This window comes from Pelagibaculum spongiae (genome assembly GCF_003097315.1).
Classification (GTDB): domain Bacteria; phylum Pseudomonadota; class Gammaproteobacteria; order Enterobacterales; family Pelagibaculaceae; genus Pelagibaculum; species Pelagibaculum spongiae.
Window position 1 is genome coordinate 105,756 of record NZ_QDDL01000007.1, and the last position, 18,463, is coordinate 124,218.

Sequence of the window (18,463 nt, forward strand, 5' to 3'; positions counted from 1 at the left end):
CTTAAACTCGAATCGCATCTAACAATGTTTGAATCACACCATCAGCGACCGAAATCACTTTTGCCGATGCCTGATAAGCCTGTTGGTATTGCATTAATCGAGTGGCTTCTTCATCCAGATTGACGCCAGAAATCGATTGCTGATTCTGATTCGCTAAATTCAACAAGGTTTTGCTAGCATCCATATTGATTTTTGCATTATCACCTTGAGCTCCAATCCGTGACACGGTTTGCCCGTAGGCTTCAGTTAATGTGCGGCCATTGACTAGATTTTGATCTTTTAAACCGGCCATTAGCTGCATATTTCTATTATCACCTTGCCCGCTTCGGTTAGCAGAAATCTTGATGCTATCGCCTGCCTGTGGTGTGCCAGCTAGATTAAATTCAATTTTACCCAAGTCTGCAATTTCAATTTGGTAGCCCTTTACTGTTTCATCTGTTGCTTGATTATATGGAATACTAGCGGTCGTTGTTACACCACCATCTATTGACAAAGTAAACCCAGGGCCGTCTGGAGTACCATCGCCATCAAAATCGATCGCATCCTGAAAAGTCAGCGTGATATCTTTCAAGCTATTCCAGCCAGAACCATCGCCGGTTCTTTCTACAAACTTCAGATTTTGAATTCTGCTATCACCGGCATTAGTTTCAGCATTAACGTTAGTGACGGGCACTGCTGCTGCAATTTTTTCTGGGTCATCAATCCGACGTTGAAAATCAGTTAGTCCATGACGGGTAGGTGTAATCAGGAACTTATCACCCACAGCTGGCGCTTCTGATAATTCAATTGAAAAACCTTCATCAAAATCATTCGGTGCAGTACCGCCAGCAATTTTTATTAATAACGGATCAGCTTGTTCTGTGGTATCTATCTCAAAAGTCTCTTCAGGGTTTTTACGGGTAACCAAATATTTATATTTATCATTATCTACATCACCAATAAATTTAACCGTATAATCACTGGTGGTTAGTTTACTCGCATCATCAATAGAAACAGAAGCTTTTGCCGCGCCATTATTGGTTAAATACGCCTGCCCACGCGCGTCTTTTAAATGCTGGCTATTTACATCGCTATATAATGGTTCACCCAATTGACCATTAATATCAACACCGAGTTTTTGCTGTTCATTCATGGTCTGTTGGATCACTAAAGCCAACCGCCCAAGCTCATTTTGAGTTTCTTCTACTGCGGTTTTTTTCAGTTCTTTCATTGCACCGATTTTACCGCCAGTAATGGTATCGGTAATATCGATATCACCGGTATTGCTGGTAATTTGAATCGATCTGTTTAGTGGATCACCGGGATCAGGCGATGTTTTTAAGGTGTTATTAGCCCCGCCCAATACCAAAGATTGACCCGTGCCAATAAAAACATCGACCATTAAACGCTCACCGGTTTGCACCTTGACTGAAGTGTATTCCGAGAGTTCACGAATCATGTCATCGCGTTTGTCTAATAAATCGTTTGGCTGAAAATTAGAACCGGCACTAATTTTATCAATTTCAACGTTAATAGCTGCAATTTGCTCTGCCAGTGAATTAACTATGGTGACTGAGCCATCAATTGCTGAATTAATTCGATTACCCGATTCAAGCAATTGTTTATCTAGACTTTCCATTCTATCGACTAGTAATTGGCTTCGATCTAACATCACCTGACGTGCTGCAGGGTCCGATGGATTATTGGCAACCCCCTGCATTGAAGTAAACAAATGCTGCATTGAATCTGCCAGTCCGGTCGAAGAGTCTGACAATAATTTATCGATCTGGCTGGTGGTGTTGTAGCTGTAATCATACTGATTGGCGGTCGTGGTATTTGACCAAACCTGCATCACTGCAAACTGGTCATAATTGCGAAGAATATTACTCATTTCCGCACCGGTACCAATAAATCCGGCACCACTGAAATCGGGAATGCGAGCATCTTGGAATACACGCTGACGGCTATAACCTGGCGTGTTAACGTTGGCAATATTGTGGCTGGTCGTGCTTAATCCTGCCTGACTTACTGTTAAGCCAGACAAGCCTGTCTGCATCATTCCTGCCATTAGCCCTGCACTCCTAGATTCACATTTACTTCGCTAGTGAAGTGTTCACCTTCAGCGATTCTTTGAATTTTTGCTGCGTAATTTGGATCGGTTGCATAACCAGCATTTTGCAGCTCAGATAAATAAGCTTTGCTATCAGAAGTGTTTTTCATTGCCTGCGAATAGCGCGGTGATTGTGAAATAAAATCGACATAATCATTAAAGCTTGATTTTAAATTTGGATACGCACGAAAGCTGGCCATTTCCTTTTTCGCCACACCACCGCGAAACTCCAGTGTCGATACCTGTACCCGCCCCCCTTGCCAGCGATGATCGGCCTTTATATTAAACAGGTTATTGCTGCCACTACCGTCCACACCTTTAACCATCTTTTTGCCCCAGCCGGTTTCAAGCGCCGCTTGAGCAATCAGTACTTCTGGCTTAACACCTAATTTGTTTGCTGCCGTTTTAGCCATTGGCATTAACTGACGAACAAAATCGGCAGGGTCAGAAAAGTTTGTTGCTGGCATTTGTGCATCAGAAAGCGCTTGCGAAAAACGACTTTTATTGGCCGAGCTATTATTTTCAATTGGGCTAGCAACTATTTTGTTTTGCAACTGCTTTAGTGATAACCATTGATTTCTTTGCGGTACATTTAATGTCTCTGGTGCTACTGCATCAACTTTTTTGGATGCTCGCTGTAACTGGTCAACAATCATATCTGTCAGACCTAAGCTGCCAGAACGTGTCATCCGATCTACCAGCTGATCATCCATCATCTGCTCGTAGACTTTTTCACCATTGCTATGCATGAAGTTACCTTCTTCAAACACTGCATTACTTTCACGCATCGATTTCAGCATCATTTTAAAGAATTGACCTTCAAATTGACGCGCAGCTTCTCGCGTTGCTTCTGGGTTGTTTCGGCCAGCCTGGCGCTTTAAGTCAGCCAGTCCACGAACATCACTGGCTAGGTAATTTTCATTAGCCAGCTGCATTAGATCACCACCAAATCGGCTCTTAACGCACCGGCTTGTTTTAAGGCTTCTAAAATCGCCATTAAATCACCGGGAGACGCACCTACCCGATTAACTGCCGAGACTAAATCAGAAAGTGAAGCGCCTGGCTCGAATAAAAACATTTTACTGTCTTGCTGGGCTACGCTAATTTCAGAATCAGGCACAACGATCGTTTCGCCTTGTGAAAGCGGATTAGGCTGGCTGACTTTCGGATTTTCTGCAATGGTCACGGTTAAACTACCATGGGTAATTGCCGCTGGAGACAAGCTGACATGTCGGCCAATAACAATGGTTCCAGTTCGTGAATTAACAATGACTTTTGCGACTTCTTCTGCCGGTTGTACTTCAAGATTTTCTAATACCGAAACATACATAACCCGCTGGGAAGGATCTCTTGGAGCACTGACCCGAATTGAAGTGGCATCTAACGGGCGTGCCGTTTGACTACCAATAAATTCATTAATCACATCTGCCAATCTTCTGGCAGTAGTGAAATCTGAGCGCTTTAGATTAAAAACAATGCTATCGCCTTCACCAAATGGATTTTTCACCATTCGCTCAACCGTTGCACCATTTGGAATTCTACCGGCACTGGGAATATTAATGCTGATTCGGGAACCATCATTGCCATTAACACCTAGCCCACCCACCACTAAATTACCTTGGCTCATTGCATAGATTTCGCTATCCGCACCACGCAATGGAGTGAGTAACAAACTGCCACCACGTAAACTTTTCGCATTACCAATGGAAGAAACGGTAATATCAATCGATTGACCCGGCTTGGCAAATGCTGGTAATTCAGCCTGAATCGCCACTGCAGCAACGTTTTTCAACTGAACACTCATACCGGCCGGTACCTGAATACCAAACTGACTGAGCATGGTTTTAAAGCTTTGCAGGGTAAAACCTGCCTGTGAGGTTTGGTCACCTGTACCGTCTAGGCCAACTACTAAACCATAACCAATTAGCTGATTGCTCCGAACCCCTGCAATATCAGCCATATCTTTTAATCGGTCGGCTTGTACCGGTGCGATACAAATAAAAACACCCATTAACGATGCAAAAACTTTTGCGCAAAGCTTGTTCATTTTTGCCTCCATTTATAGCGGCCAGTATTTAGAATTAAAAAATCTTGCTAGCCAACCATTAGTATTAACATCTGCCTGTTCGCCAGTTGCCGAATAGCTAATTCTTGCATTGGCAATCCGGTTTGAAGGAACCGTGTTATCTGGTGCTACATCTTCTGCACGAACCAAGCCAGATAAACGAATGAATTCTTCGCCCTGATTAATGGTCATCCATTTCTCACCGCGAACTTCTAACAGCCCATTACCGTGGACCGCTGCTACTACAACTGAAATACTGCCTTTTAGACTATTACTCTGTTTTGCATCGGTATTTCCAGAAAAACTACGCTCACCTTCCAAACCTGCCGACAAATTATTGCCATTAATTGTGATAGGTGCGCCCAATAAAGTTGGTGCGCCTAAAGTCACTTCATTGGTTTTACTGAGATTACTATTTGAGCTTTTTTGCGCGTTGGTTTGTTCATCCAAAGTGACTGTCAAAATATCGCCAACCTGGTGAGCCCTGCGATCGCTAAACAAATCCATTCCTGGCGATTGAATTTGAAAAATTGCGCCGTTATTAATCACTTTTGTTTTTTCAACCGGAACAACAATCGGAGCCCAAGGTTGCTGATCAGGCCTTGGTGGCTGAGATAAGCAACCGGATAAAAGCATGGTAAATGCTATAGAAAGCAACAAAGAAAATGCTTTAAATAATAACCGAAGAGACAACTCTTTATTTAATCGCATAAAAATACTCAAAAATAATTTAAAAAACGATTAAAGCGTTTGGTTAACGAAGCTCAACATCGAATCCACCGCTGAAATCACTTTTGAATTCATTTCATAGGCACGTTGAACTTCAATCATGCTGACCATTTCTTCAACTGAATTGACATTGGATGTTTCGAGCATGCCTTGGCGAGTCGTACCTAAACCATTGGTGCCTGGCACGCCTGTTTGAGGTGCACCAGATGCGGCTGTTTCTATAAACAGACTATTTCCAATAGGTTGCAATCCTGCAGGGTTTACAAAACCAGACAGCTGAACACTACCAACCTGAACCGGAACTGGGTTGCCTGGCTGTAACACACTAACCACACCATCTTCACCAACCGTAATACTTTGTGCATTTCCCGGGATAGTTATTGCCGGTTCTACCGGATGGCCACTGGCATTAACAACCGTACCTTCAGCATTAACCTGAAATTCTCCAGCACGGGTAAAACCCATCGAACCATCTGGCATTAAAATCTGAAAAAAACCGCGGCCCTGAGTCATTAAATCCAGCGAATTGTCAGTTTGCTGCACGCCACCCTGAGTATGAATTTTTTGACTAGCAACGACTCGAACACCAGTACCTTGCATTAATCCAGAAGGCAGCTGGGTATCTTGAGTAGACTGAGCACCTGGTTGGCGAACCGTTTGATATAAAAGATCTTCAAACACTGCCCTGTCACGCTTAAAACCAACTGTAGAAACGTTGGCCAGATTGTTGGCAATGGTGCTGATGCCTTTTTGCTGGGCGTCCAGACCGGTTTTACTAATCCATAGCGCTGGGTGCATTGTTTTCTCCTTTCAGATCCGCCAAAAAAATAGCGTCAGAAAATGGTTATTTGATTTATAAAACCGAAAACCCCGACATTTTCTGGCTTTACGCTAGCGTTAAACTGCTACTATGCGATACCTTGCAGAATTTGTGCCGATTTTGAATCCATTTCTTCAGCAGATTTCATCATTTTAATTTGCATCTCAAATTGGCGAGATAACGAGATAATTTCTGTCATGGCTGAAACCGCATTGACATTGCTACTTTCCAATGCGCCGCGCTCAACACGGACTGCGCCATCGGCTTCTAATGGTTCGCCATCCCGAGCACGCATTAAGCCATCAGCACCTTTATCCATTCCGCCCGCCGGGTGCGCGGTTAATTTAATCCGATTAATTACCGCCATTTGTTCAACACTTTGCCCGGCAGGCACAATGCTGATTGTTCCATCTTCACCAATTTCAACTTTATCTGCTGGCGGTAAAACAATCGGACCATCGTCACCCATTACTGGTTGGCCTTGTGCGGTCATTAACAAACCGCCTTCGCCAAAATGTAAATTTCCAGCCCGGGTGTAGGCTTCACTACCGTCGACAGACTGAACACCTATCCAGCCTGCGCCTCTTACTGCAACGTCCAAATCACGGTCAGTGGTAATTAATGGCCCAGAACTAAAGTCGGTGGCTGGCCGTTCTTCCATCGCATAAACCCGGCTTGGTGCGCCCGGGCCAAACACCGGCATGCTTCGCGCTTGCTCAAAATCCGCACGAAATCCAGTGGTTCTGACATTGGCAAGATTGTTTGAGTGAGTGGTTTGCCCGCGCATAGTTTCGCTGGCACCGCTCATGGCGATATAAAGCATCCGGTCCATATTAATTTCTCTCGATAATGAATACCGGTTAATTGTTAACAACAAAAAACCGGTAAATAAAACCCACTATATTCAAAGCAATTGAAGGTATAGATTATTTAACGAATGTTAATAATGGTCTGGGTAATTGCGTTAAATGTTTCGATAGATTTGGCGTTGGACTGATAATTACGCTGTGCAGTAATTAAATGCACCAATTCAGAAGTAATATCAACATTAGAGGATTCCAGCGCTCCGGCACGGATCGAGCCAAAATTTGAAGTGCCCGCTTGACCTGCCAGTGCAGTACCCGACGCCAAAGACTGGCGCCAGCTGGTGTTGCCGGTTTGGCTCAACCCCTGACTGTTAGCAAACTTAGCCATGGCAACTCGGCCTAATGCCAAAGATTCACCATTGGTGTAATTAGCACGTACCAAGCCAGTATCATCGATATCCATACCGGTTAAACGACCTACCGTATGACCATTTTGCGACAAACTATTGACGGTAAATGCAGAAGCAAACTGAGTGGGTGCATTGTTGGCCATATCAATACTCAGCTTCAAATCATTAGCACCATTTGTAGTACTTAAATTAATACCTGCAAGCTGCACATTACCCGGAACTACGGTTCCAGTGATTGGTGATGGTGGCGATGTGCGCTGATAGGTACCATCGTTATTAAAAATGACTCGAGCAAAAGAAACGCTTGCAGCATCTTTTTGAGATGGATGCCCATCAAGAAAAGCAATATCTGGTGCACTCACATCATCCAGATTGACCGGCTTGCCATCGACGTAAGTGACCATTGCCCAAGCATTACTAATTTTATTTTTTCCTTCAGGATCGACTGGACCACCATCAGTGGTCGCAGTGGCATCTTTAATGTAATAATAATTGGCAATATGCGCCTCACCCAGTGAATCATAAACAGTCACTGAGGTAGACGATGTATAAGTATTGGTTTCTGTCGGATCAAAATTGGCCGGGTCTAACTCCGGCTCACTTGAAGGCAGGTTAACCCCAATATCAACCTCAGTCGTTGCTTCTGGAGAGCCCGCCGCTGCAGGTAAACGTAGTGGCTGAGTAGAAGACAGCGAAGTTGATTTAACCGATCCGTTGTCATTCACTTGAAATGCTTGCAAAAATTCACCCGCCGAACTCACTACATAACCATCTTTATCTACGGTAAAAGCACCGGCACGGGTAAAGGTTGGCTCTAATGTATCTAGGTTAGGTTTTAGTACGAAAAAACCTTCACCAGAAATCGCTAAATCCAAGCTGTTTTCAGTAAAATCCATATTACCCTGTTTAAATTGTTGGGTAACACCGCTAGTAATAACACCACTACCTATCGCGGTGCCTGAATTACCGAAGGCTGAAACCGCATAAACATCAGCAAATTCGGTACGAGATTTTTTAAAGCCATAGGTTGCACTGTTGGCAATGTTGTTACTGGTTACTGACAAATCGTTGGCCGATGATTTCAAGCCACTTAATGCAATATTAAAACTCATAAATTAATCTCCACACTAATGGATGAAATGATCAAGAAATTTTGTTGATCTGGTTAATTCCGGTTGTTTTACCACCAGGTAGATTCAATAGAATCGAGCCCTGATTTCGGTCTATGGTAACGCTTTGTACTTCCTGCTTAACTGCAGCTTCCAGTGCCTGTGACTTACCATTAATAATTGCGGTTACTTTAATTTTGTAGTTGCCCGAAGCGAGATCACCACCACCTTGTGATTGATCTTTTTTATCTAGAGTAAATTTAAACTCACCAGTTTCTACTCTACTGGTATTTTGAGTCGCCACGGTTACGCCATTCTCACCAACCAATTCAATTTTTAAATTGGTTGCAGTTGACGGAATATTGATTTGGCCAGAAACATCATCTCCAGCATTTTCTAGTGTTAACTCTTTGGTCGGTGCTAATACATGCTTGCCCACTAAAGAAGTCGCTTGAAGCGCCTGGTTAGAAGCAGAGAAGCCCGCGAGTACATCCATCTTGTTATTCACTGCAGTTAAGTTTTCTACACTACTAAACTGCGCTAACTGGGCGACAAAAGCTTCGTTCTTTACCGGATCGGTTGGGTCTTGATTCGCCAATTGCGCGGTAAATAATTTTAAAAATGCATCTTGACCTAGCGTCTGTGTCTGGCCGGTAGAAGACTGGTTTCCTTGAACCCGATCGGGTGTTATCGGCTGCTGTAAACTGGCAATTCCACTCATTAATTAAACTCCTACTGGCCCAGTGTTAAGGTTTTGCGATACATATCGCGCGCCGCTGCGGCGACATCAACATTGGTCTGGTAACTTCGTGATGCAGAAATCATATTGGCCATTTCTTCAACCGGATTTACATTAGGTCGAAAGATATAACCTTGCTCATCTGCCAACGGATGATCGGGTTGATACTCTTTTCGAGGCGGTGCAGCACTTTCTACTACACCTAAAACTTCAACACCGCCATTTGGCCGCAAGGCCGACATTTCTTTTTCCAATTCTTGGTTATGAATCGTGCTAAATACTGGCTGGCGAGAGCGATAAACTTCATTAACGCTGCTGCTAACGGTATCGGCATTCGCCAAATTACTGGCGGTAGTGTTCAATCGCAGTGACTGGGCACTCATCGCCGTTGAAGCGAGATCCATTACTCGGTTCAAGGACATGGCTATTCTCCTTTAATGGCTCGGCGCAAGCCGCTAATTTTACCGCTCAACAGCTGCAGAGAAGTCTGGTACTGCATGGCATTTTCAGTAAATTGCATTTTTTCTTTATGTGGGTCGACGGTATTACCATCCAACGATGGTTGATCCACCAATCGATAGCGCATAAAGGCATCTTCCAGAGATGAACTGCTTGAGGTTATTGCATTACCGGCAATATGACTCTGGTGTGTTTGGTTCATTGCACTCACGGTATTAGCTGAAGTGGCAGGCTTAACTATATTTTGCTGTGCACCTGCCAATGCCTGGCGAAAATCGATGTCGCGCGCCTTGTAACCGGGTGTTTCCGCATTGGCCAAATTTGAAGCCAACATCTCCGCCCGCTGCGCCCTAACCTGCAACGCTTGAGCATGAATACCCAGTGCTTTATCAAGACCGATCGCCATCTTCGCCTCTCCACTCAATTGCTAATCATGAGAACTACAAAGAGATAACTACAAAGAATGTGCCAAGAAGGGTTTTGTTATTTTTTTTCAATAGATTGCAATCAAAACAAAAGAAGATTTTCTAGATTAATAGCCATAAAAAAAAGCAGCGGCAAAAAAATGCCGCTGCCTTTTAATCAGCGAATGCTGGGAAGGACTGCTAAAAAAAATGACTGAATCAGTCAGAACTATTTTTTCTGGTAAACAATGCCCGGAACCAAGTTTTGCATGGTTAACATATCATCAAAGTCAGTTAACGATTCTGAAGAACCTGGCACGAAATAGCCATTTGGCTTAATTTGTGCCGCCATTCGCCGAATAATGTCTGCTTTATTTTCTGGGGTAAAGTAAATCAGTACATTACGACAAAAAATCAAATCAAATTGCCCCATCGATACAAAAGAATCTAATAGATTCTTTCGCTCGAAGCTAACCATCTTTCGCACGTCAGCAGAAATTTCCATATGACCATTGTCGACTTCTTTAAAGAAGCGGTTTAATCGAGCTACTGGTAAGCCTCTTCTAATTGCCAAGGTGTTATAAACACCCTTTTTAGCAATGCCGAGCATTTGATCAGAAATATCGGTGGCGACAATCTGAATCGGCCGATTCAATGCAGGCCAGCTCGCTTTAAGCTCGCTTAGCACCATCGCAATCGAATAGGGTTCTTGGCCGCTGGAACAAGCAGCCGACCAGATTCGTAATGGCGAGATAGTATTTTTAGCTAAGCTAGGCTCAAGCATTTTTTTGAGTTTTTCAAATGGATAGCCATCACGAAACCACTGGGTTTCATTCGTGGTCATCGCATCGACAATTAATTTTTGCAGCGTTAAATCACGCCCCAACTTCAAACGATCTACCAGCGCCTGAAGGCTCGTCATATTTTGCTGGCGAACAATTTCAGAAAGACGACTACTCACCAAATAGGCTTTATTTGCACCTAATTCAATGCCGCAGACTCGCTCCAGATATTGCCGGAATTCCTGGTAAGCTTTTGCACCACTACCGGTTTCCAGAGATTTTTGACTTAAAGGCATCTACCTAGACTGCTCCATAATTTTTTTGCTATCCGCATATTTCATTACCGCCCCAGCAAGTTCGTCTGGTTGGAATTTGGCAATAAACTGATCTGCCCCAACCTTCTCAACCATCGCATTATTAAAAACACCACTTAAAGAAGTATGTAAAATAATATGTAAGTCTTTTAAGCGCGGATCACTTTTAATTTCGGTGGTCAGGGTGTATCCATCCATTTCTGGCATTTCAATATCTGATATGACCAACAAAAGTTGTTTGTGAATATCCATGCCATCATCGGCCCAAGACTTCAACAGTTCTAGCGCTTCGCGGCCATTATTGGCAGTCGTGGTTTCCAGGTCGACCTGAGCCAATGTGCGACAAATTTGTTTACGGGCAACCGAAGAGTCATCGACCACTAATATATGCTGTGGCAAATGCTGTTGCACCTCGATATTAATATCGGAAGATATTTGCACCGATCGTGGTGAAACTTCATCGAGTACTTTTTCAACGTCGATAATTTCTACCAATTGATTATCAATTTCGGTAACCGCTGTCAGGTAGTTATTTCGACCAGTGCCCTTTGGTGGTGGATGAATTTCACCCCAATTGACATTAACGATTCGTTCAACACCGCCTACCAAAAAACCCTGAATAGTTCGATTATATTCAGTAATAATCATAAAACATTTGGTTGGATCTTCGACTGGTGGAGAACCAATCGCCATTCCTAAATCCATAACAGGGATAGTATTGCCACGAATATGCGCAACGCCACGAACCACCGGGTGGCTATGTGGAAGTGCTGTCAGCCTCGGGCATTGAATAACCTCCCGAACCTTAAACACGTTGATGCTGAATTGTTGTCTTCCATGCAATCTGAACAACAGCAACTCGAGCCGGTTTTGTCCCACCAACTGGGTTCGCTGATTGACAGTATCCAGTACGCCGGCCATGAAATACTCCTTGATAAGATTAGCGGCATCAAAATTGCTTTATCTTTTATTGCATAAAACAGTGACAATTTTCTGTCACCCAATCCATGGCAAAAAGATGCAGCTTAAGACACTTTTTCTATCGACATGCTATCTGGTTTCTTTAATGTTAAGCGCAACCAGTTATGCGAAAGCCGATCAATGGCAACCTCTACAGACGATCAGTAATGCTGCGGAGTTCCATGTAAAAAATCATTTTACCGAAAACGCGGGGAATTCATTCACCGCCAAGGCAGGAAAACTAGATAACCGACTTAAGCTTGCCTTATGTCAAAATCCGCTTGAAACCAAAACACACGGTAAAGCGCAGACAACGCAGCAAATTGTTGCAGTGAAATGCAGCCAGCCATCATGGAAAGTTTATGTTTCGGTAAAAACGGTTCGAACTGAACCTGTGGTGGTGGTCGTTAATCGATTAAATCGTGGCGATGTCATATCGCTCAGCGATATTAAAATTGAATCACAGCAAACTAATCGTTTGCGCAACGGATGGTTCACCCGACTAGAACAAGTGCTCGGCAGAACATTAAAACGCGGCATTAGCTCCGGTCAGCCAGTGACTGGCAACCATTTACAGAAAAACTGGCTGATCAATCGTAACCAACCGGTTAAACTGGTTGCCAATGCACGAGGGCTGTCGGTCGCCATGAAAGGCAAAGCACTATCAAATGCCGAATTAAACAGCATAGTGGCTGTCAAAAATTTGTCTTCAGGAAAAACCGTTGAAGGTGTGGTGATTGGGCCGGGTATTGTCAGAATTGATTAGCATAAATTGATAGATTCAGGCTTGATCATTTCTAAATACGAACCGGCCTAAATTTGATGAAAAAAAGCTAAAGCTTTAAATTTGTGTGCCGATAGTAAGTCAATAGATCAGGTTTTGGAGCCTCTCATGAGTCAAATTAATGGTTTTGGTGGAAACAATCCGCTTAATCGGGCGCAACAGCAAAAGACCCAACAAAGCCAGGATAGCCAAGGTATTAATGCAGGCGCTACTGTAAAATCGAATACTGACCAAGAAAGTTCTAGTCAGCTAAAAGTCAGTGCAGAAGCAAAGTTAATGCAGGCATTCCATGCTGCCACTACTCAGGCTCCGGATATTGACCAAGGCAAAGTAGATGCAATTCGCAGCGCACTGGAAGAAGGTAGCTATCAGATAGATTTTGACCAACTAGCAAATAAAATGATCGCCAGTGGCAAAGAGACTGAGTAATTAAAAAGCCGTAGGCCAGTCCTCTCGCCTTCATTTTGCGAAGCGGGAAATTAAACCTTCAGAGACTAAAGCGCTGGGCAATCTAAAATAACCAGCAGCAAGGATATGCAATGATTGAAGCGCTTAACAACCTGAAATACAGAGTCGAAGTTTGGTTAAAATTGCTACAACAGCAAAATGCTATTCTGACCGCTGCATCATCCAGTGATTTGGAACAGATCACCCGCAAGGTTTCCCAGCACACTGAGGCGCTGGAAAAAGACATTGCCAACTTATTCGCCAGCGGCAACCCGACTTTGGCAGAAAAAGACACTGCAGCAGCAAACTTATGGCTTGAGTTAAAAGAAAATTTGATTGAATGCCAAAAGCTTATAACCGTAAATGGAAATATTGCACGATTGGCCAATGCCAGCCTATCTCGCTCAATCGATTTGATTACCGGCAATACGCATAACACCAGCTATAGTCGCAGCGGCCAATTAACTCGAAATCGAAACGCGACCTATAATCACAGCGCTTAATTTTTCTTATTTAAATTCAAGCGACTTCCAGTTAGCTAGATAATCAATCCAGCATTATCTTATTATGCCACTTTCCATCATGCAGTTGAGCAGGTAGAATTGCCGACAGTTTTGCACGGAATAATCGTGCGGTGTTTTGTTGTCGGTTTATAAGGCCGAAGTTGTACTGCTTGCACTCTACTGACGATTAAGTCAGAGAAAACAAACAATTTGCTCCCGTAGTTCAATGGATAGAGGGCGTCTAACCCCCTAGGTATTACCAGTTAGACTTTCAAGCGAGCAAGAGCGTTGAAAAACATAAGTTTTTTATGTGGTAACATGACCAATTAGCGTATACTCACTTACCACATTGGAAGTGTGTTACCACTTAAATTTTATACTGTCCCCTTAGTTCAGCTGGATAGAACGAGGGCCTCCTAAGCTTTAGACACAGGTTCGAATCCTGTAGGGGACACCATATTTGCAGCTTGTCATTCTTCTATTAATGCAAGCCAAAAAAAAACCCAGAACCTCATGCTGGTTCTGGGTTTTTCAAATACATCTACCCTTAAAGGCGATCATCACCCCAAGTAGATAGACAACCTCTTCTCTTAATACTCTCGCCTCATACGCTATGCAGCAAGAGAGATGCCTACCCTTTACATTTTCGCAAACTTCCTGAGCAGCTCATTTTCTCGCTTTAAATGCTGATTTTCTTGAATTAATAGCCTGAACTCAAACTCCTCCCCATTTGCTAAATTACTTATCTCTTCCATTGGTAAGTCTCTCTCCTTCAATTTGACCAATCCTTGTAAGCCAGTTCTTGCCCAACCTCTTAACGTCGCAATGTTAACTCTTATCTCCTTCGAGGTTTTAATGAGGTCAGATCCGTTTCTTCCAAGGGCTCTCACAGTCTGTATTTTAAAATCAATACTGTACGTTTCTCTCTTTTTTTCCATATCAGCACATACCACGCAAACTAAGCAATACTTAGTTTGCAATTCTCTTTTTTTCATCACGATCCCTTTGCCGATGGAAGGTAATTGATTTTATTGATAAAAAAATCAATTATATCTGCTAAACAATTGAGCTACCTCTACTAAGTATTACTTAGTATGCGTGGAGTCAGGGGTCTAAGAGAATCTTAGTTTTCTGACAAAGCAGTAAATGATTTGAGTATAGAGAGCGGCAACGATTCTCCTTTCAGCACTAGGCTGAAGGAAGCAAGAGAGAGAAAGAGTGTTTCTCAAAAGCAACTTGGTATTTCGATTGGGCTTGATCCATCAGTAGCGAGCACCAGAATGAATCAGTACGAAAAAGGCAGACATGAACCTGGCTTTTCGATTCTAAAAAAGTTGGCTGCGTATCTTGAAGTACCTACTGCCTACTTCTATTGCGAAGATGACCAGCTTGCTTCGCTGATGGTTAGCTATAACAACGCTAGTAAAGAGCTTCGCATGCAAGCAAGAAATTTATTTGATCATTGAAGCTAGGTCAGCTTTATATTGCTTAACAACGAACCATGCTGTACAGAGGCTTTGACACCCTCAGGTGAGGAGAGAGATTTAATTACGTGGATTCGTATCATAATTTTCAATTATCTTTCATTAAAAAAACACTTATAAAATTTTTCAATGCATTATCAGCAAAACATTGTTCTTGAGTTAACCGGGTGCCACAAATCTCAGCTGGACCATTGACGCCTGACAAATCGTACTCCTGATAGGTGTCTTGGTGTTGCTGCCACCAAAAAAAACGTAAGTCTTCATTTTGTGAGGTCAAGCTGGCAGCCCATAGCGCTGCATCTTGCTCTGGCAGTGTTTTCAAACAAAAGCGCATCAGGGTTTCAATTTCGTCATCTTCGTTATTTTCAAAGTAAAGCTTTAACTGGTTGCCAGCGGCGCTCTGCATAGAATGCGAGTCAGGCAAAAGCTCGATGGTATCAAATAAGTGCTGCTGATGCGCTGGCAAATCATCATCCCAGCCCGGGCGACTATCCTGAGCCAACCATTGTTTCACCTGTTTTAAAACAGCAGCTTTGGCAAACTGAATCCAAAGCTCGGTTGTTTGACCGCCCATACTATCTCCTGCTTCTATAAAACGATCTGGTAAATTTTTTTGACCCGATTTGGGATTACTTGATTGGTTTTACTCATTCAGATTTAATAATCCAGCATCACTTGCTGCATGGGTTCTGGCAATGCGAAGTCCAGATCATTACAAGGAATCTTGTGTTGTTCACAAGTAGCTTTCCAAGCGCTATCAATGCAGATACAGGTTCATTTATGAAACATTCCAAACAGTTTTTTATCAGCCTCAAGTTTTGTGGGCTAATTATTGCCGCTACAAAGCTCTGCCACAGCATCAGATAGCGCTTGTAAACCCGTTATGTAGAATTCAACTCCATTATTAATTGATGGCGCCCAATCGTCCAGATAATATTGAAAAGGTTGAAATGGTTATATAACTCAAAACCCACCAGCTAAAGCCTATGGGTTTAACCTTCCCACTGGAGAATAAAGTTTGATTAGATTTTCATGCTTTATTATATGTAAATTGCCGCTTTTTACGTATAATATTGCGATCGTTGTCCGATAAGAGTGAGGCACCAGTACTTATCAGAATGTAAAGCGGTGAACTCGGGAGCAAAGATGTCTTCAACCACAGCAGTATCAGCCCCAAACTATGGCTACATTCAGGGTGAGTTGATTAGCTTGCGCGATGTTCAAGATTGTGACCTGTCCGAAATTTACCGAATCAGCTTTAACTCGCAAACTCAACACTTATGGGCACCTAACTTGCCGCTTGTGAGTTTTGAAAAATTTGCCGATCGACTGATGCGTCGGATTCACCATCGTTGGGACCATTTTAAGGTGATTGTTCGCCGTAAAGACCAATGTATTTTGGGTTTTTCCTATTGCTATAACATTGCTTACGCCAACATGACGAGCAATATATGTATCTGCATTGATAAAGCATACATGAATACATCTCAATGCTTACAATCAGCATATTTATATTTGTCACACCTATTTATCGATTTAAAATACAGAAAACTATATTGTGAAGTGTTTGCTTATAACTACCAATGCCTGAGTATTTTGAAAAAGTTAGACTTTATACAAGAAGGGCGACTAAGTGAGCATCAGTTCTGGAGTGAACAGTATTGGGATATGTTTATTTATTCGTTAAATCGCCGACAATTCTCTGAGTGTTGCCGTACTCGCTCACGACTTATAAAAAAATTATCATGCCATCAACTGAAAAACTGATTCACCTACTCTATGTACCTACGATCTACTGCAATCTCGGTTGCCGTTACTGCTATTTGGGTAAACAGACAGACCAAAGTTTATTAAAGAAAGACTTCGGCCGTGCATTATCAACATTGCAGGAAGGTGTTGATAAATTTCAGAAAGCTGGTTATACGCCATTTAATATTTCACTGCATGGTGGAGAAGTTACTACTCTACCAGGTCATGTTCTGAATGATCTTTTTAGCTATATAAAAAATTATTACCAACGAGAAAAAGAAGTTCTGAACCGACATGGTTTTAAGAAAAACCACCCGCACATTAAGACTAACTTGTATAACTTTGACAAGCACTACGACCTGATGCAAGAACAGCATGTTTCAATTAGTGCCAGCCTAGATTTACCGCTTTTTTTACATGATAAATACCGAGTGACCAAAAAGGGCGGATCAACACTTAAGCGAACCTTGAGCAATATCCGTTTGTTGGCAGATTACCCATATAACAAAAAAATGTCCGCTGTAATTTATGCTGAGCATTTACAGTATGTTGATGAGATTATTAAAGATATCTGGTACCTTCATCAGCAGGTCGGTATTGATATGAATAATTTCAATTTCATGTTTGGATTTGAATCTTTAGACAATGCCGAAAAATATTTAGGCGAAGAAAACTTAGAAACTAAAGCGGTGAGTGACCAGGATCAAGTCTCATTCTACCAACAGCTAAAATCAGCGTTCACCGGCACTGAACTTGAACCCGGTTTTCACAAACATTGGTTTGATGAATTTACGCCAAATTATTGTACCAATGCTTTTAACTGTGGAGAAAAGTTTTTTCTATTACAAAGTGATGGCGATATTTTTTCCTGTGTTCGCGGTCAAGGAAGTGCACCTTTTCATTATGGCAATATTTTCAATGACAGTATTGAATCTATCATGGAAATTGCGAGTCAAAATATTAGCAATGTTCATCGCGCTCAAGGTTTACATGAAGACTGTAAGCAATGCGAATATTTGTCGACCTGTCATACAGGTTGCGCTTATGTCAAACATGAACAGCAGTCTGCTAAGTCATATACCTGTGCACTGCAAAAGGAAATTTATCGAAACTATCCTGCGTTGTATCCAGCCACTCCTCAGGCAGAAAAAAAAGAAGCAGTAACGGTGTATACCGTGGACATGCACCCGCACCTGATTTCAAGTGATCTTATTCCAGACCGCAAACGTATTATTCTGCCCAATGATTTATATGATCCAGGAAACAGCCTATTCGATCTGATTATGGCGGATGAAACACTACAAAGCCTATATAGCTCCGAGCAAGTTAAGTTAAGTGTAAATGGGGCGTTTATCGATTTGCAGTCGCAGATTCTAAAAAGTAGTCGCGACATACTTACGTTATGTGCAACTGATGATATAGCCATTCATATTCACAAGAACTTTTTGCAAGCTGCATGCGCTGACTCGATTCGCAATACGCTGCACTTACAGCTATTAAAAGATACTCCTGTTATCTATGGTGACGAGCAACGAACCAAGCAGGCCCACACTTATACTCTAGAAGTGTTTTCTGATCAGTTGCAGCACAGCAACTTAAATCAACCTGGCACCCTAAGTTTTGATTTAAAGCCGTTTTTAGCATTGAGCACCCATGCTTTTGAAGATAGTGTGATAAACAACCTACTGGTGACCACCCATTTCTTGCGACGTTATCACTATGAAAAACAAAGAAATAATGCCTTTTATCATATTCAGGCGATTAACTTGCCATTTCAAAATATCGAGTTCTACTGGATTAAGGAATAAAT

20 protein-coding genes and 1 tRNA gene are annotated in these 18,463 nt (G+C 42.5%); 7 read left to right on the plus strand and 14 right to left on the minus strand.

Going from position 1 to position 18,463, the window contains the following annotated elements:
- Position 1 precedes the first annotated feature (1 nt).
- From flgK to DC094_RS15880, 12 genes are all read right to left on the minus strand, one after another.
- The gene (gene flgK, locus DC094_RS15825) at positions 2-2,047 is read right to left on the minus strand and encodes a flagellar hook-associated protein FlgK (RefSeq protein WP_116688103.1); all 2,046 of its coding nucleotides are present in this window, start codon (positions 2,045-2,047) and stop codon (positions 2-4) included.
- Entirely contained in the window at positions 2,047-3,024 is a 978-nt protein-coding gene (gene flgJ, locus DC094_RS15830) for a flagellar assembly peptidoglycan hydrolase FlgJ (protein WP_116688104.1), read from the minus strand. The genes flgK and flgJ overlap by 1 nt, the downstream gene beginning before the upstream one ends.
- On the minus strand, positions 3,024-4,136 hold the full coding sequence (locus DC094_RS15835; RefSeq protein ID WP_116688175.1) for a flagellar basal body P-ring protein FlgI: 1,113 nt from the start codon (positions 4,134-4,136) through the stop codon (positions 3,024-3,026). Before DC094_RS15835 ends, flgJ begins: the two co-directional genes overlap by 1 nt.
- Before the next feature lie 12 nt (positions 4,137-4,148).
- Complete coding sequence (gene flgH / locus DC094_RS15840; RefSeq protein ID WP_116688105.1) at positions 4,149-4,865, minus strand: flagellar basal body L-ring protein FlgH; 717 nt, start codon at positions 4,863-4,865, stop codon at positions 4,149-4,151.
- Positions 4,866-4,895: 30 nt separating this feature from the next.
- A complete protein-coding gene (gene flgG / locus DC094_RS15845) occupies positions 4,896-5,681 on the minus strand; it encodes a flagellar basal-body rod protein FlgG (protein ID WP_116688106.1) in 786 nt (261 codons plus the stop codon).
- Positions 5,682-5,791: 110 nt separating this feature from the next.
- Complete coding sequence (locus tag DC094_RS15850) at positions 5,792-6,535, minus strand: flagellar basal body rod protein FlgF (protein ID WP_116688107.1); 744 nt, start codon at positions 6,533-6,535, stop codon at positions 5,792-5,794.
- Between the two features lie 98 nt (positions 6,536-6,633).
- Positions 6,634-8,031 carry a flagellar hook protein FlgE gene (gene flgE, locus DC094_RS15855; RefSeq protein WP_116688108.1) on the minus strand — a complete coding sequence of 466 codons (1,398 nt, stop codon included), beginning with the start codon at positions 8,029-8,031 and terminating at the stop codon, positions 6,634-6,636.
- A 31-nt stretch (positions 8,032-8,062) separates the two neighbouring features.
- Positions 8,063-8,749, minus strand: coding sequence for a flagellar hook assembly protein FlgD (locus DC094_RS15860; RefSeq protein WP_116688109.1), 687 nt, complete (start codon positions 8,747-8,749; stop codon positions 8,063-8,065).
- An 11-nt stretch (positions 8,750-8,760) separates the two neighbouring features.
- The gene (gene flgC / locus DC094_RS15865; protein WP_116688110.1) at positions 8,761-9,189 is read right to left on the minus strand and encodes a flagellar basal body rod protein FlgC; all 429 of its coding nucleotides are present in this window, start codon (positions 9,187-9,189) and stop codon (positions 8,761-8,763) included.
- 2 nt (positions 9,190-9,191) lie between these two features.
- Complete coding sequence (gene flgB, locus DC094_RS15870; protein WP_116688111.1) at positions 9,192-9,632, minus strand: flagellar basal body rod protein FlgB; 441 nt, start codon at positions 9,630-9,632, stop codon at positions 9,192-9,194.
- Between the two features lie 227 nt (positions 9,633-9,859).
- Positions 9,860-10,708 (minus strand): CheR family methyltransferase, encoded by an 849-nt coding sequence (locus tag DC094_RS15875; protein WP_116688112.1) that lies wholly within the window; start codon positions 10,706-10,708, stop codon positions 9,860-9,862.
- Entirely contained in the window at positions 10,709-11,647 is a 939-nt protein-coding gene (locus tag DC094_RS15880; RefSeq protein ID WP_116688113.1) for a chemotaxis protein CheV, read from the minus strand.
- Positions 11,648-11,792: 145 nt separating this feature from the next.
- Between DC094_RS15880 and flgA the strand changes: the two genes are divergently transcribed.
- The 4 genes from flgA to DC094_RS15900 all read left to right on the plus strand — a co-directional run bounded on the left by flgA (position 11,793) and on the right by DC094_RS15900 (position 13,877).
- The gene (gene flgA, locus DC094_RS15885) at positions 11,793-12,452 is read left to right on the plus strand and encodes a flagellar basal body P-ring formation chaperone FlgA (RefSeq protein ID WP_158527359.1); all 660 of its coding nucleotides are present in this window, start codon (positions 11,793-11,795) and stop codon (positions 12,450-12,452) included.
- A 126-nt stretch (positions 12,453-12,578) separates the two neighbouring features.
- A complete protein-coding gene (flgM, locus tag DC094_RS15890) occupies positions 12,579-12,899 on the plus strand; it encodes a flagellar biosynthesis anti-sigma factor FlgM (protein ID WP_116688115.1) in 321 nt (106 codons plus the stop codon).
- A gap of 110 nt (positions 12,900-13,009) precedes the next feature.
- Positions 13,010-13,420, plus strand: coding sequence for a flagellar export chaperone FlgN (gene flgN / locus DC094_RS15895; protein WP_116688116.1), 411 nt, complete (start codon positions 13,010-13,012; stop codon positions 13,418-13,420).
- 381 nt (positions 13,421-13,801) lie between these two features.
- A tRNA-Arg gene (locus DC094_RS15900) sits at positions 13,802-13,877 on the plus strand.
- Between the two features lie 181 nt (positions 13,878-14,058).
- Here DC094_RS15900 and DC094_RS15905 read toward each other — a convergent pair.
- Positions 14,059-14,415, minus strand: a complete 357-nt coding sequence (locus tag DC094_RS15905; protein ID WP_116688117.1) for a hypothetical protein — start codon at positions 14,413-14,415, stop codon at positions 14,059-14,061.
- Positions 14,416-14,571: 156 nt separating this feature from the next.
- Here DC094_RS15905 and DC094_RS15910 point away from each other — a divergent pair, with 156 nt between their 5' ends.
- On the plus strand, positions 14,572-14,886 hold the full coding sequence (locus DC094_RS15910; protein WP_206605677.1) for a helix-turn-helix domain-containing protein: 315 nt from the start codon (positions 14,572-14,574) through the stop codon (positions 14,884-14,886).
- Positions 14,887-14,992: 106 nt separating this feature from the next.
- Here DC094_RS15910 and DC094_RS15915 read toward each other — a convergent pair whose 3' ends face one another.
- Positions 14,993-15,478 carry a hypothetical protein gene (locus DC094_RS15915; RefSeq protein ID WP_116688118.1) on the minus strand — a complete coding sequence of 162 codons (486 nt, stop codon included), beginning with the start codon at positions 15,476-15,478 and terminating at the stop codon, positions 14,993-14,995.
- 572 nt (positions 15,479-16,050) lie between these two features.
- Here DC094_RS15915 and DC094_RS15920 point away from each other — a divergent pair.
- Positions 16,051-16,671 carry a GNAT family N-acetyltransferase gene (locus DC094_RS15920; protein ID WP_116688119.1) on the plus strand — a complete coding sequence of 207 codons (621 nt, stop codon included), beginning with the start codon at positions 16,051-16,053 and terminating at the stop codon, positions 16,669-16,671.
- Entirely contained in the window at positions 16,650-18,461 is a 1,812-nt protein-coding gene (locus DC094_RS15925) for a radical SAM/SPASM domain-containing protein (protein ID WP_206605678.1), read from the plus strand. Before DC094_RS15920 ends, DC094_RS15925 begins: the two co-directional genes overlap by 22 nt.
- The last annotated feature ends 2 nt before the right edge of the window (positions 18,462-18,463 follow it).